Source organism: Sphingobium trunci (assembly GCF_022664535.1).
Classification (GTDB): Bacteria; Pseudomonadota; Alphaproteobacteria; order Sphingomonadales; family Sphingomonadaceae; genus Sphingobium.
This window is the reverse complement of record NZ_JAKUJY010000019.1, coordinates 81,810-94,882: the sequence shown is the minus strand read 5'-3', so window position 1 is coordinate 94,882 and position 13,073 is coordinate 81,810. Positions and strand designations below refer to the sequence as shown.

Sequence of the window (13,073 nt, the reverse complement as noted above, 5' to 3'; positions counted from 1 at the left end):
ATCTTATCTGACTATCCGGGTAAAATGCGCAGGCTATTGCTGTCGCGCATCCGCCATGCGAGAGCTTTTGGTGAACCAGGAGGATTTATGGGAGCTACGAAGCTCAAGACCGCCACAGAAGGCGAGGACTTTCGCGTCCGGTCAGCTGCAAGGAAGCGTGAGCGGATGCGGGCGAAGCTCCTTGAAGCAACTATGGCCGTTTGTGCCGAGCGCGGACCTCAAGCAGCAATAATCGAAGACGTCCTCAACACAGCGGGCGTTTCGCGCGGCACGTTCTACGCCCATTTTGACTCTCTTCAAAAGGCAATTGCAACGTTAGGCCATGAGCTAGCAGACGAAGCAGTGCATGTATTCCGAACGATGTATGCGCACATATCCGATCCTGTTTTGCACACCGCGGTCGGCCCGCAACTGGTGTTAGCCCGTGCGATGATGGAACCGAGCTGGGGAAAGATCATCGCCCAGAGCGAAGATTTCTCTAAGCGCTCTGACTTTGTGGCAGCGATTCGGGGTCACCTCGTCGAGGGCAGGAAAAGAGGCGATTTTCGCTTGATTGATATTAACGCGGCGGTCGATCTCCATATCGGCGCACTTGTACGTGGAGCCGAACAGCTTCAGGCGAAAAAGCGTGGGCGCGCGACCTACATCCGTGAAGTCTCGCGCATGTTGCTGTTGGCTGCCGGAACATCCGAGGAGCGCGCTTCGCAAGCCGTTCGCTGGGCGGAACAGGATCTGAAACAGCGCGCCCCTGGGCTGTTGCCGTGGTGGAAATCGGAACAGAAGAAGGTGACACCATCCGCCGGCACGCCACCGGAATGAGCAAAGTCGTTTAATGCCCGGATGCCGGCGCTGTGGGATATCTGCCCATCATCAGGTAAGCCACACCCGCCAGCATCAGACTTGCGGCGGCAGCGATCAGCGAAACCTCATAATTGCCGAAGATGTCATAGGTCCGGCCGATGAGTGAAGCCCCTGCGGCAATGCCCACCGTGACCGTGAGCGCCGCTATTCCGGCGATGGTGGCGAAGTCCTGAACGCCGAAATAGCGGGCGACCATGTAGCTCAGCACGTCGCTCTCCCCGCCCATGCCGATTCCGATCAGGATCACGGCAACATAGAAGAGGGAGCCCGATATGCCATCGCCCAGCATCGCGAGCATGATGCACCCACCCGCTGGAACCGCGCAACAGAGCAGGAAGGCGATGGCCGGTGCCCAGATGCGATCAACGAACAGCCCAGCGACGAGAGCCCCGATGATCGCCGCAACGCCCAGCGCCGATAGCGCCCCGGCCGCTGTTGCGGGGCCGAGCCCCAGGGATACGCCAATCGGCTTCAATTGAGTCATGATCGCCATGACGGGCGCGGTGTGGAGCATCGCGGCGAGCGAAATCACCAGGATTTTCGGACGCCGCAGCAGCAACTGCCATCGTGTCGGCGCGTCGCGTGCCGCATGTTCGCGGCTGACGCCTACGGGCGAAACTCTGACCGGCACGCATAGCAGCACGATGGGCAAGGTGACCAGCCCATTGATGGCGGCAAACATCAGGAAGCCGCCTGCCGATCCGAAGCGTGCGATCACGGGGAACAGCAGCAGCGGCATAAGCGCGTGAGACAAGGCGACACCGACCCGCAACATCGCCAGCGATGTGCCGCGAGTCTTGACGAAGGTGCCGACGATGATCCGCGCGTAAGTAATGCCGGTGGTCGCCATGCCGGCGACCGTCAGCAGAAAATAGACGGCATAATAAAGGACCAGCGATCCACTCATCATCGCCATGACGAGATAGCACAGGGTGCTTGTCGCCAGGCCCGCCAGGATCACGGTCTTGGCCCCGAGCCGATCGACGATGCGGCCAAGGAGCGGTGCAGCGAAACCGGTCACGATCCCGGCCGAATTGGCGAAGGCGATATCGCCGCGAGACCAGCCGAACTCCTTCTGCAACGGCTCTACGAAGAAACTGGAGAGCACCAGCCACAATGTGTAGCCCAGCGCACAGCCAAGCACAGCCGCAAAGCCTGGCCGCCATCCCTCCCGCCATTCTTCCGCGAGCAGCCTTACCATTCTTTCCTTGTTGGTCGGCGCGCCTTGCGCCGCCGTGGAACCGAAGGGGGCGGACACGATATTCGTCATTCATCGATACTCCCGACTGGCGTCCGTCCGACCTGCGCGCTTATTGCTTATATTCGACGGCCTGGAGGAACATCCGGACCAATGCCGGCTCGAGCGGCCGGTAGGTCATTCCCAGCGCGGTTTTGGACTTGCCGTTATCGAGATTCATATGGCGGCACGCGGGATCCCACGGAGTATCGGGCGGGAGACTATATTTATCCTCCCCCAGTTCCGCCTTCAAAATCCCGATCTTCTCGTTCAGGCTTAAAATCTGATTGAAGACGATATGCCGTCCCTCCGCCTCGGGAATGAAGGCGGCGCGCATATGGGCGTCGGCAACGTCGCGAACGTCGACGGTTCCCACGTCGAAACTTGGGACGCCATCTTTGTAGGTGCCATCGACGAAGGCGCGAAAATAGTCGAACGACGCGGAGGTTTGCGACGCCGAAACGCCTGGCCCGACGACGAATCCAGGATTGATGACCACCAGCTTCCAGCGTTCCTGTTCAGCGGCAATCTTCCATGCCTCGCGCTCGGCCAGAACCTTGGACAGGGCATAGGCTCCCGTTTCCAGCGTGGGGGATTCGTTCCAGTCGGCTTCGGTTCGGGCATCTTCGCGCGCGCATTGCGGATCCGCGATCGCGATGATCGAGCCTGTGACCACGATGCGTTCGACACTGTCCACGCGATTTGCGGTTTCAAGGATGTCCTGGGTTCCCTTAAGCGCGGGATCGACCACATCGCGCTGGGGATCAGAAATGCGCGACGGCGCAAGAAAAGGCGATGCCGTGTGCATCACGACACGGCACCCGCGCATCGCTTCTTCATGGCTTCCGGGCTCAAGCAAATCCGCCTTGAACAGCGTGAGCGTCCCTGGCGCGGCATCCGCCATCGCATGTAGATGACTGACCTTTCGTCCATCGTCGGGATCGCGCACCGCTGCGTGGACGGCGATGCCCGCGTCGAGCAGCATTTTGACGACCCATCCCGCGACATAGCCGGTCGCTCCCGTTACGAGCACCGGACCATCTTTGGGTCCACAGCTATATGTGACTGGCATTATTGATCCTTAACTCGCTAATTCGCTTGAACATCTTTCCTGCCGTCCGGGCGCGCCCCGCGCCCCGTCACATGGCGGGCGTCAATTGCTTCACCGAAGCAGCGTCCGGATCGGGCACAAATCGGTTGGCCGGTCTCGGCAGGCCCAGATTCTCACGCAGCGTCTTGCCCCGATAGTCCCGATGGAAAAGACCGCGCCGCTGCAATTCGGGGATGACCTCTTCGACGAAGATGGGCAGCGAGTCTTCGTCATTGGCGAACTGGATGTTGAGGCCGTCCGCCGCACCCGCCTCCATCCATTCTTCGATCCGGTCGGCGATGCTGGTCGCGTCGCCGGCAATGCTGGACACGCGCGCCATGACCTGGATCAGTTGGCGGATGGTGAGCTTGTCCCGACGGGCGATGTCGACGAAATATTGCTGGGTCGTCCTCGATCCGCTCTGGTCGACCGGTACCTCGGGTAGCGGCCCGTCGAGTGGAAATGGCGTGAGATCCATCTTCAAGACCGCGCCGAGCAACTCCATCCCGACGACCGGATCGACCAGCGCATCGAGCCTGGCAAGCTTGTCTTCGGCATGGGCCATGCTGTGACCCACCGAAAAAATGACCGCGGGCAGGATTTTCACATGATCGGGATTCCTGCCCGCCGCATCAGCCTGATTCTTGACGTCGCTGTAGAACGCCTTGGCCTGTGCGATCTCTGCCTGCATCGTGTAGATGACGTCGGCATGCCGCGCGGCGAAGGCCCGCCCCGGCGCCGAGGAGCCTGCCTGCGCGATGACAGGATGCCCCTGTAAGGGCCTGGCGATGTTGAGAGGACCGGCCACCGACAGATATTTGCCGCGATGGTTGAGCGCATGAAGCTTTGCCGGGTCGAAATAGCGCCCGCTTGCCTTGTCTCGAAGAAAGGCGTCATCCTCCCAGCTATCCCATAGTCCAGCGACGACGTCGAAATACTCCTCCCCAAGGGCATAGCGCTCGTCATGGGGCATGAGCGCCTCATCGCCGAAATTGAGCCCGACCTTGGGATGCGCAGAAGTGACCACGTTCCAGCCGGCTCGACCGCCGGAAATATGATCGAGCGACGCGAACATGCGGGCGATGTTATAGGGCTGGGAGTAGCTGGTGCTGACGGTCCCGAGCAAGCCGATCTGCTTCGTACAAGCCGCAAGCGCCGACAACAATGTCAACGGCTCCCACTTGGATCCCGCCGTCGTGCGGCTCAAGGCGTCCAGACTGACGTCGGCCGGCCCCATCCCGACGACCAGACCGTCGGCGAAGAATGCAGCGTGGAACTTGCCACGCTCGGCCAGCTGAATCTGACGCCGGACGATGGAAAAATCCATCTCCACGCTGTGCTCGATATCCTTCTCGGCCCGCCACGCCGCGGTATGAAAACCACGATATGTCGGCATGAAGAAGAGGACAGCTTCCCGTTTTGCACGCATCGATCATCCTTCCGCGGGACAATATGCCATGACCGCCCCCGTCACCCGCGCCGATCGGAAAGGCGCAGACGGCCGTAGCGGCCTCTGACGAGAGAATGCACCAACAGGCGACATTTTCAACCATTATATGACTATAAGGACAAAAAATATCCGGAATTTTATATCAGCAATGCTTCCAAGAGCTAATGAGGGCGCGATACATGGCAATTATATGACCGATTGCTCAATACGCGAAAAAGCGGAGGCTGCAGCCCGCCTCATCGATCTCCGGTCGGCGAAGCCAGAGACGTGTCCGCCGGGGTTGGCTGCCGCGCGACGGACGGCAGGTCGGGCAAGGACAGCCAAGGCTGAGCGGAATCGCACCAGACCTGGATGCTGGGCTTCAACCCCGATGGATCATCCAGCGTCCCGGCCTTCACTGCGATCCGGTCGAGCCGGGCGGGACTGCGTGAAACAAGCGGCGATCCGCATTGCCCGCAGAACTCCCGATGGACTTCGGTGCCACGATCAGATGTGTCGATAAAGCGGCGCGGCGTCCCGCTCATCGTGAAATCGGCCGTGCTGACCAGCAGATTGATGGAAAAGCTCGCCCCGCTCTGCTTCTGGCAATTGCGGCAGTGACATACCGCCGATGGGGTGGCGTCGTCGGCTATTTCATACCGAATCGCCCCGCACAGGCATCCGCCCTTCATCACCATCGAGACTGGCTCCTCTTAACAAGCTCCTTCATAGCGGCGCATTCTATACACGAAAATCATTTTCGGATTTTCAATCCAAGAAATATGGCGCTTCACGGCTGAAGGGCTGGCTCCCCATCAAGGGCGACGTTCGCCAGGCTATGATGCGCCCGCCATTCGCCCGGCGACATTCCCTCCCATTCCTTGAACGCACGGTAGAAGGATGCCGCATCCTGATATCCCAGCATCGAAGTTATATAGTCGATATCGAGATCGGGATTGATCACCAGTTGCAGGCCCAGTTCGCGCCGCGCCTGGATCAGCAGGGCGCGATAGCTCGTCCCCTCATCCGTGATGCGCCGCTGAAGTGTTCGCACGCCCATCCCTAATTCGCTCGCGACATGAGCGATCTCCGGCCGCCCCTTCATCATTTCATGCTTCATCACCGACTTTACGTGATCGCAGAGGCTACCGCAGTCCTTGAGCTCCTCCACCGCGGCTTTCAGGCTCTGCGTGACCAGCTCCAGAAATTCCGGGCTGTATCTGGGGAAAGCTATGTCCAGATCGACGGTGTGAAAGGTGATGGCGTTTTGCGGCGCGTTGAAATGAATGGGGCATCCGTAAAATGCCTCAAGCCGCGCACTGGGTTGCGGGCTTCTTGCATATTCGATTTTGACCGGCTTGATGGGCTGGCCGCTGCCGCGCCGACCCAGTTCTACCAGGAGGATGAAGGTGAGGTCGATAGACAAGGCCGGCTCGGCTTCAGTCGCGTAAATCCAGCTTCTGCCGATCGTCCAGCGGCCATGTTCTTCTCGGGTCCATAATTGTTCGGACGACATGGCGCGCAGGTGGAGCAGACGATTCACGGCGTCGCGGAAACTCGACGCATAAAGGCCGGCGATGAAGCCGGGCTGATGCCCGGTACGGTCGGCTTTCTCCACGATATGCATCGCCAAATTCTGGTCGTTAGCAAGCGCTTCGATCGCCTTCCAGATAGCGAAATATTGCGGCGTGGAAAGCGGTGTGGCGGAATCGAGGAACGCCCCGAAAGGCAAGCCCGCTTGCCGCAATATGGCGGATGGCGCGATGCCCAGAGCCTGAACCGCCCGCCATAAAGTCGATGGAAAGCGACAGATATCCGCGCTCAGCCTCGTCACTGCCGCCCTTCTCCCAGATCATTCGACAGGCCCGTCACCAGGCCCTCGCGATGATAGCATCGCTGTGCTTCGTTGCCCATATGCCCGCCGCTGGAACCGCCGGCCCTTGCCGCACACGGCAGAGGCCATCGGACATGCCGCAAAAATGAACGTCATGCGGTCGAGGCCAGCGTTTCGAGAAGCGCAACTGTCTCGGCATTGGCCCGATCGGCGGCTTCGCGATTATATGTCGCGCCACCAATGCGCGCGAACGCATGCCCTACCCCGGCGTGGATCGACACGGATACCTTGGAGCCCGCATCATGCGCCGCTTCGGCGATCAAATGCTGCGCCTCCGGCGGGCATAGGTGATCGTCGGCCGCGATGTGAAGCAGCAGCCGGCTCTGCGAATCGACCATTTCCGGCAGCAATTGCTGAAGACCCGTGCCATAATAGGATACGCCTGCATCGACCAGTCCGCGCGCCGCCATCAGATACGCCACCCCGCCCCCGAAGCAATAGCCGACCGCCGCCGATCGCATGAGGCCGGCCACACGATCCCGCAGCATGTTCAACGTCGCCGCTCCGTCCAGCACGGCCTGATCGCGGTTCAGCCCCGCCATCAACGCCATGGCCTGCGCGCGCCCCACGTCGCTGCCGGGGTCCAGCTGGATGCCGGGCTGCTGGCGCCAGTAGAGGTCGGGCGCCACCGCCGCATAGCCGGCGGCCGCGAAGTCATCGACGATCTGGCGGATATTGGCGTTGACCCCGAATATCTCCTGAAACACGATCACGGCAACGCCATTGCCCTGTTCGGGCAAGGCGACATAGGCGCTGAATTGCCCGTCGGCGCTTTGGACGTCGATATCTGTTTTCATGATGGTCACTTCGGTCTCCTCTCAGGCGATGACGAATTGGGGGAAAGGCGACGACGGCCTAAACAACCTCTGTTTTGGTCAGAGCGTTGATCGCCGCCGCCAGCGCAAGAGCCGCAGGGACGGCCGCCAGGGCCGGAAGCATCAAGGCGTAGCCCAGGGCGTCCGCTCCGACGCTTGGATAAAGATATTCGCTGACTACGCCGACAATCAGCGGCCCCACGGACGACCCGATGACGGTCTGAAAAAACACCGCAACCGCGCCTGCTGTCGCGCGTATCTCCGGCCTGACGGCGCTATAGACGGCCGCGGCGGTGGGCGTCGTGGCGAAACCGTGGAAGAACATGCTGAGCCCCATAAGGGCGACGGCGATATGCGGATCGGTGGCAAGATTCGCAGCGATCGCAATCGGCGCCAGCGACAGCATGGCTATGATGCAGGCGATCAACGCCGGGCGGTAGCCATTGCGCGCTAACCTGTTGCCGATCAAGCCACCGGCCAGCAGCCCGCCACTCGCACCTAATCCCATAGCCGCGCCCAGCAGCAAGCCGGCGCTGGGTAGCGGGAGATGATGCGTCCGCACCAGAAATGCCGGCCACCACTGGTTCAGCCCGAACAGAGAGATGCTGGCTGCCGCGGCGTGAATCATGAGCCAGAGATAGAAGCGGTTCGCCCGCAGCATCTTGAAAGTCGCGAGCAGCGAGGGCTGAACGCCATCACTTGCCCCATCGAACTTCCCACGCGGAGGCTCGCGCACCGACAGGAAGACGAGCAACGCAAGCAACATGCCTGGCATTCCCAGAGCTACGAAGGCCAAGCGCCAGCCCAGCAGCTTGCCGAGCAATCCTGCCAGCGCCATCCCGACCGCGATCCCCACGCCGAAGCCGATCGAGTTGGCCGCGATAGCCAGTGGCCGCTTGGCCGGTGACACATAGTCGCAAAGCAGCGATTGCGCCGGCGGTCCTCCACCCGCTTCCCCGGCGCCCAGCCCCATCCGCGCTATGAACAACTGCCAATAGGTCTGTGCAGCGCCGGTCAGCGCCGTCATCAGGCTCCAGATCGCGAGGGAGACCGCGATGATATTTTTGCGGCTGGAACGGTCGGCCAGCCGTGCGATGGGGATTGCCGCACAAGAATAGAAAATGGCGTAGGCAAACCCCGTCAGCAGACCAAGCTCGGAGTCGGAAATGCCGATCTCTTGCTGAATGGAAGGCGCGAGAACCGCGAGCGCCATCCTGTCCATGAAATTGAAGATATTGACCAGGAAGATGATGGAGATGACATACCATGTGTAGGCGGCGCCTGATCCATCCAGGTCACGCTCAAGGCCAACCGGGTGTCCATGAGGAGGCCCCGACAAGAGCTCGGCATGCGTGATCGACATGGTGCTTCCCACGAGCCCGGCTTAAAATTCGGTGAGGTGATGGCGCAGCGTCGAACCCGTATAGTCGCGCCGCATCATCCCCCGCTGCTGCGCGCGCGGCACGACCTTGTCCACGAACTCGACGAAAGCGGCATAGTCGGTAATGGCATATTCGAGGAAGAAGCCGTCCAGATCGCCCTCCCTTGCCACTTCCTCCATGATGTCGAGCACATCATCGGGCGTTCCGACGGGGGTCAGGAGATATTTGCCCCTGATGTCCCGCGCGATGTCCCCAAGGGTCGGACTGGCTCCATCCGTGTAATAGTCGCGGAAGGCGTGGGGCATGGCGTTGCTCCCCTCGAACGCCTCAGGCGGGATCGGTTTGTCGGCGTCCAAAGTGGACAGGTCGAAGCCGAGCCCGTCCGACATGCTGGCGAGCACCGATTTGACCTCGATGCCTTCCAGGAAAGCGGCGTAGCGTTCCTGCGCGATCGACGCTGTTTCGCCGATGAACGGCTGGATGACGTTGAATATTTTGCAGGACCGCATGTCCCGCCCAGATGCGACCGCCTGGGCGCGGACCTCGCTGGTGAATGCCTTGATCTCGCTTATCGTGCGCTTGGCGAATATCGTGATCTCGGACTGTTTTCCGGCGAAGCGTCTCGCGCGCGGCGACTGACCTGCGGACGCGATCACGGGGTACCCTTGGGGCGAGCGGGATATGTTCAGCGGACCGCGGCTCTTGAAATGCTCCCCCACGAAATTGACGGCACGGATTTTCCTTGGATCGGCGAGAACGCCGCTCGCCCGGTCCTTGACCATCGCATCGGCCTCCCAGCTGTCCCACAGCTTGCGGCAGAGATCGAGATATTCTTCGGCGATGTCATAACGCGTGTCATGCGGCGGCAAATCATCCAGACCGAGGTTTTCGGCAGCATTCTTTTGGACTGATGTGACGATGTTCCAACCCATCCGTCCGCGACTGAGATGGTCGAGTGTGGACAGAACCCTGGCGGCCATGAACGGAGGGTAGAAAGACGTCGATATCGTCGACACCAGCCCAATCCGATTGGTAGAGGCGGCGAGCACTCCCATGATCGGGATCGGATCATGGACCGGCATCATGATCCCCGCGCGGGCATAATGATCGAAAGAGCCTTGATACACCATGGGCGCGGCAAGCGCGTCGGCATAGAAAACCATGTCGAACTTGGCGCGTTCGGCGAGGCGCCCAATGTCCTGATGCAATTCGGGATAGCGCCAGTCATAGCCGTCGACGGTCCGCGCCCAGCTGCCCGCCCGGTTGGCGTTCCCATTCCCGGCCTGGGAAAAAAAAGCCATGTGCAGCATCTTGCTCATGCGGTCGGTCCTTCTAGTCCGATCGGAAATCGTGTTGGTGAATCGCTGGGCGGCCAAAGCACGCCGGTCGTTGTTGGCGCCATCAATCGGGGCCGCCGGGCTGAACCAGTTCCCAGAATTCTATGGCGGAGTGCCATTTATGGCCGTCCACCAGTTCCTGCGGCGTCGCCGCGGGGAAGATACATCCCAGCCGCATGGCCACGCCGTTTTCCAGCGGCTTATATTGGTGTGCGACAAAGATGTTGATCGGTGTTTCGTCACTGGCAAGCGTGGTGAAACCCTTTACCAGGGTCGGAAAATCGGGATCGGGTTCAAACGGGAGGTCGATATTCGGGTCGATGGTCAGGTGGACCTCGGACGGCCCGCCATACATTCCGAAAATCTCCATGCTGTGAATGCCGTTGTCACGGAGATTGAGGAAACAGTGATCGGGATTGATCTCGGCATATCTCCGCTGGAAATTTTCAAGCGCGATCGCTTCCTGGAATTGCTCGAACGCGAGACCCGTCACTTTCATGTCGGCGAAACAGACTTTCGGCGGCGCGTCGCTCGGCGAGGCGCTTAATTTCTTCCACATCCGGTCGGACGCGCGCAGTTGCGCCTTGAACAAGTCCCTCAGTCCAGCGGCGCCCAACGCCTTGCGGACATCGACGGAAAGACGATTGGCAGCTTGCCTGCCGAGCAAATCAATGTCCTCGTTCGACAACGCCGCGCCGTCCGCCGATACTATGTCGGCGCCCAGCCGCTTCATCTCGTGCAGTAGGCGCAGGTTGCGATGATATTGGACGTCTCGGATTTGAGCGTAGGAAAAGCTTTGGCCGCCGATGGAACACGCTACATGAACGTCAGGCATCCGAAAATTATCCTTTTTTGTCGATGGCGGAAACAGCAGGCAGACGGGCAGAAGCGGAGGCTATGGCCCGATTACCCGTCCGGGCGGCTTGTCACCGATCCGCGCGAGAGAGCGCATCCCAAGGAGCAGGCTCGCACATGTAAGCAAGCTGCTTGGGATACATATGCAGGCAAGGGCCTTACCGATCATGGCCGGCCCACCGAAGGCGACGGACAGCCAGCTGATCAGCAGCGGCGCCAGCGCCACCCCGCCCACCGCCGCCGAGGCGGATAGCATAGAGAGGCACAAGCCTCTGAGCTGGCCGGGAATGATGATCGTGAAGGCGGTCACGATCATGCTGAGAGCACCGATGAGGCACGTCATGAACAGCCCCAGGATTATCGCCGCTATGGCGGCACTGGGCGCTGCCACGAACAGAGCGCCCGGCGTGCTTACGAAGATGAGCAGGACCACCGCGCCAATCGCCTTGCGCGGACCGCCCGCTCGATAGCACACATCGCTCAACAGCCCGCACAATATCGGCCCGGCTAGTCCGCTGAGGAGCAGGATGGCGCCCATGATGCCACCCACCTCCGCCGCGCTCAGCGAAAAGCTTCGCGTCAATATCGGCGCGCCCCAGGTGAAGGCCGCGATGATCGGGATCTCGATGAGGACAGCGCCCATAATCAATGGCAGAATGAGAGGGAGGCAGGGGCGCAACTCGGCAAGCATCTGCCCTGTCGATGAACCGACAACCTGCCTTTCCGTGCGGACAGGTTCGCGCAGAGCCAGCAGGAGGACGGCGCCGACCACCAGCGGCATCGTCATGATCAGCAATGCCGAACGCCAGCCCTGCCCTCCATCGCCCCTAGCCGCCAGCAGGAAGCCGCCGAAAAGAAAGGCGGCGGAACCGCCGATCTGTCCGGCAACGTCGGCGGCCGACTTCGCGCGACCGCGCTGCTCGGCGGGAAAAATATCGGAGATCATCGAAAACGCGGTCACCGTAACCGCGCTAGTCGAAAGGCCGACCAAGGCGCGGCCCTGGAACATAGTCGCGAGAGAATCGGCGTAAGCGGTCGCCACGCTGCCGATCGCTCCCATTAGAAGGGCAGCAATGAGCAACGGCGCGCGCAGCGCCCTGTCCACGGCCATGCCGACAGGAATGGAAAGAATCACAAACGGCAGGATGAAGGCCGGCCCATGCAGCAGGGCGACATCATTGTCGGTCAGCCCCTTGGCCGCCGCCATCGCCTCTTGCAGGGGGTAGAGCGAGCTTTGATTGAAGCGCCCGAGAAAAAAGGCCGCGATCAACAAGGATAAGGACAGCAGCGGCGCCTGGCGCCGTTGAGCGCCGAAGGCCGAGGGCGCAGCATCAAGGTCGCTAAAGGCCGCCATATTTCCTGCCCAGAATTTTGATAGCTGTCCGCCACCAACTCGCTGAGGCTTTCGCAGCAAGGGCGCCGAATGAATTGAACGATAAGTCATTTTCGTCGGACTGGCAATCAGAGATCGTTCGTCGCGGGCAAAATGAGTGGCTCGGAGCGCGTATATGACGCCCTCCTTCGCGCTTGCTCAACGAAAATGCGGTCGGCGCATTGCATCTTAGTCATATTTCGGCTCGATCCAGGTTCGGCCGGCCGGCAAGTCTCCGCTTGGAAGGCACTATAGATGGCGGCTGCTTTCGATAGCCTGCAAATGCGCGCCAGGCGATGCGGCGCACGGCTGCCCCATCACTCCCTTGACGCGGATTTTTCTTTAGAATATATTTCATGTTCATTCTGATTGACGCGACATCCGGATAAGCTTGTCACGAGGCGAAATATGGACGCTAGGCAGGGCCGGGGGCGGCAAGTGCGAAGCTTGCTCTGAGCGGGCGAATCCAAATGTGAGAAGCGATTTGGCCGTTCCGTCAGATCGGAATAAGCAGTGATAAACGAAGAATATGATGTTGGGTGAGGATGCGGTGATATCGGCAATGACAGCCTGCCTGAGTAACAGCGCGACCGTGATCTTCCCGGTCGCAGCCAGTCCCATGAGGAAGCGGCCTCGGGCGCTCAGCCCGATGGCGTCGAGACCTTGCATGGGCATTGAGGTCCGGCGCTTCAGATCCGCCTTATCGTCACGTCGCGCGGAGCGGTTCCAAAACAGTGGCTTTGCCGATCGGGCAGCGAAAAGCTCCATCCATGCCGATGCTCAACCCGCAGGCCCACTGCG

Annotated in this window: 11 protein-coding genes; 1 reads left to right on the top strand and 10 read right to left on the bottom strand. The window is 60.7% G+C overall.

Features of this window, described 5'->3' with window-relative positions:
* On the top strand, window positions 1-819 hold an 819-nt coding region (locus MJ601_RS16075), incomplete at its 5' end, for a TetR/AcrR family transcriptional regulator (protein ID WP_242128228.1).
* Between the two features lie 10 nt (window positions 820-829).
* Here the strand turns inward: MJ601_RS16075 and MJ601_RS16070 are convergent.
* The 10 genes from MJ601_RS16070 to MJ601_RS16025 form a co-directional block, all read right to left on the bottom strand.
* A complete protein-coding gene (locus MJ601_RS16070) occupies window positions 830-2,131 on the bottom strand; it encodes an MFS transporter (RefSeq protein WP_242128225.1) in 1,302 nt (433 codons plus the stop codon).
* A gap of 40 nt (window positions 2,132-2,171) precedes the next feature.
* Window positions 2,172-3,170 (bottom strand): NAD-dependent epimerase/dehydratase family protein, encoded by a 999-nt coding sequence (locus MJ601_RS16065; RefSeq protein WP_281061348.1) that lies wholly within the window; start codon window positions 3,168-3,170, stop codon window positions 2,172-2,174.
* A gap of 67 nt (window positions 3,171-3,237) precedes the next feature.
* Complete coding sequence (locus MJ601_RS16060) at window positions 3,238-4,617, bottom strand: LLM class flavin-dependent oxidoreductase (RefSeq protein ID WP_242128221.1); 1,380 nt, start codon at window positions 4,615-4,617, stop codon at window positions 3,238-3,240.
* A gap of 257 nt (window positions 4,618-4,874) precedes the next feature.
* Window positions 4,875-5,315, bottom strand: a complete 441-nt coding sequence (locus MJ601_RS16055; RefSeq protein WP_242128219.1) for a GFA family protein — start codon at window positions 5,313-5,315, stop codon at window positions 4,875-4,877.
* Window positions 5,316-5,407: 92 nt separating this feature from the next.
* Window positions 5,408-6,451 carry an AraC family transcriptional regulator gene (locus MJ601_RS16050; protein WP_242128217.1) on the bottom strand — a complete coding sequence of 348 codons (1,044 nt, stop codon included), beginning with the start codon at window positions 6,449-6,451 and terminating at the stop codon, window positions 5,408-5,410.
* 152 nt (window positions 6,452-6,603) lie between these two features.
* Window positions 6,604-7,308, bottom strand: coding sequence for a dienelactone hydrolase family protein (locus MJ601_RS16045; protein ID WP_242128234.1), 705 nt, complete (start codon window positions 7,306-7,308; stop codon window positions 6,604-6,606).
* A gap of 58 nt (window positions 7,309-7,366) precedes the next feature.
* Complete coding sequence (locus MJ601_RS16040) at window positions 7,367-8,689, bottom strand: spinster family MFS transporter (protein ID WP_242128214.1); 1,323 nt, start codon at window positions 8,687-8,689, stop codon at window positions 7,367-7,369.
* A 21-nt stretch (window positions 8,690-8,710) separates the two neighbouring features.
* On the bottom strand, window positions 8,711-10,009 hold the full coding sequence (locus tag MJ601_RS16035; protein ID WP_242128212.1) for an NtaA/DmoA family FMN-dependent monooxygenase: 1,299 nt from the start codon (window positions 10,007-10,009) through the stop codon (window positions 8,711-8,713).
* Between the two features lie 100 nt (window positions 10,010-10,109).
* Window positions 10,110-10,778, bottom strand: a complete 669-nt coding sequence (locus MJ601_RS16030; protein WP_242128210.1) for a hypothetical protein — start codon at window positions 10,776-10,778, stop codon at window positions 10,110-10,112.
* A 162-nt stretch (window positions 10,779-10,940) separates the two neighbouring features.
* Window positions 10,941-12,254, bottom strand: a complete 1,314-nt coding sequence (locus MJ601_RS16025; RefSeq protein WP_242128208.1) for an MFS transporter — start codon at window positions 12,252-12,254, stop codon at window positions 10,941-10,943.
* Window positions 12,255-13,073 lie beyond the last annotated feature (819 nt).

What these genes read in the sequence shown, in the direction of transcription:
- MJ601_RS16025 (WP_242128208.1), bottom strand. Translation starts at nt 12,254, where the DNA reads ATGGCGGCCTTTAGCGACCTTGATGCTGCGCCCTCGGCCTTCGGCGCT.
- MJ601_RS16045 (WP_242128234.1), bottom strand. Translation starts at nt 7,308, where the DNA reads ATGAAAACAGATATCGACGTCCAAAGCGCCGACGGGCAATTCAGCGCC.
- MJ601_RS16030 (WP_242128210.1), bottom strand. Translation starts at nt 10,778, where the DNA reads ATGAAGCGGCTGGGCGCCGACATAGTATCGGCGGACGGCGCGGCGTTG.
- MJ601_RS16040 (WP_242128214.1), bottom strand. Translation starts at nt 8,689, where the DNA reads ATGTCGATCACGCATGCCGAGCTCTTGTCGGGGCCTCCTCATGGACAC.
- MJ601_RS16065 (WP_281061348.1), bottom strand. Translation starts at nt 3,170, where the DNA reads ATGCCAGTCACATATAGCTGTGGACCCAAAGATGGTCCGGTGCTCGTA.
- MJ601_RS16055 (WP_242128219.1), bottom strand. Translation starts at nt 5,315, where the DNA reads ATGGTGATGAAGGGCGGATGCCTGTGCGGGGCGATTCGGTATGAAATA.
- MJ601_RS16035 (WP_242128212.1), bottom strand. Translation starts at nt 10,009, where the DNA reads ATGGCTTTTTTTTCCCAGGCCGGGAATGGGAACGCCAACCGGGCGGGC.
- MJ601_RS16070 (WP_242128225.1), bottom strand. Translation starts at nt 2,131, where the DNA reads ATGACGAATATCGTGTCCGCCCCCTTCGGTTCCACGGCGGCGCAAGGC.
- MJ601_RS16060 (WP_242128221.1), bottom strand. Translation starts at nt 4,617, where the DNA reads ATGCGTGCAAAACGGGAAGCTGTCCTCTTCTTCATGCCGACATATCGT.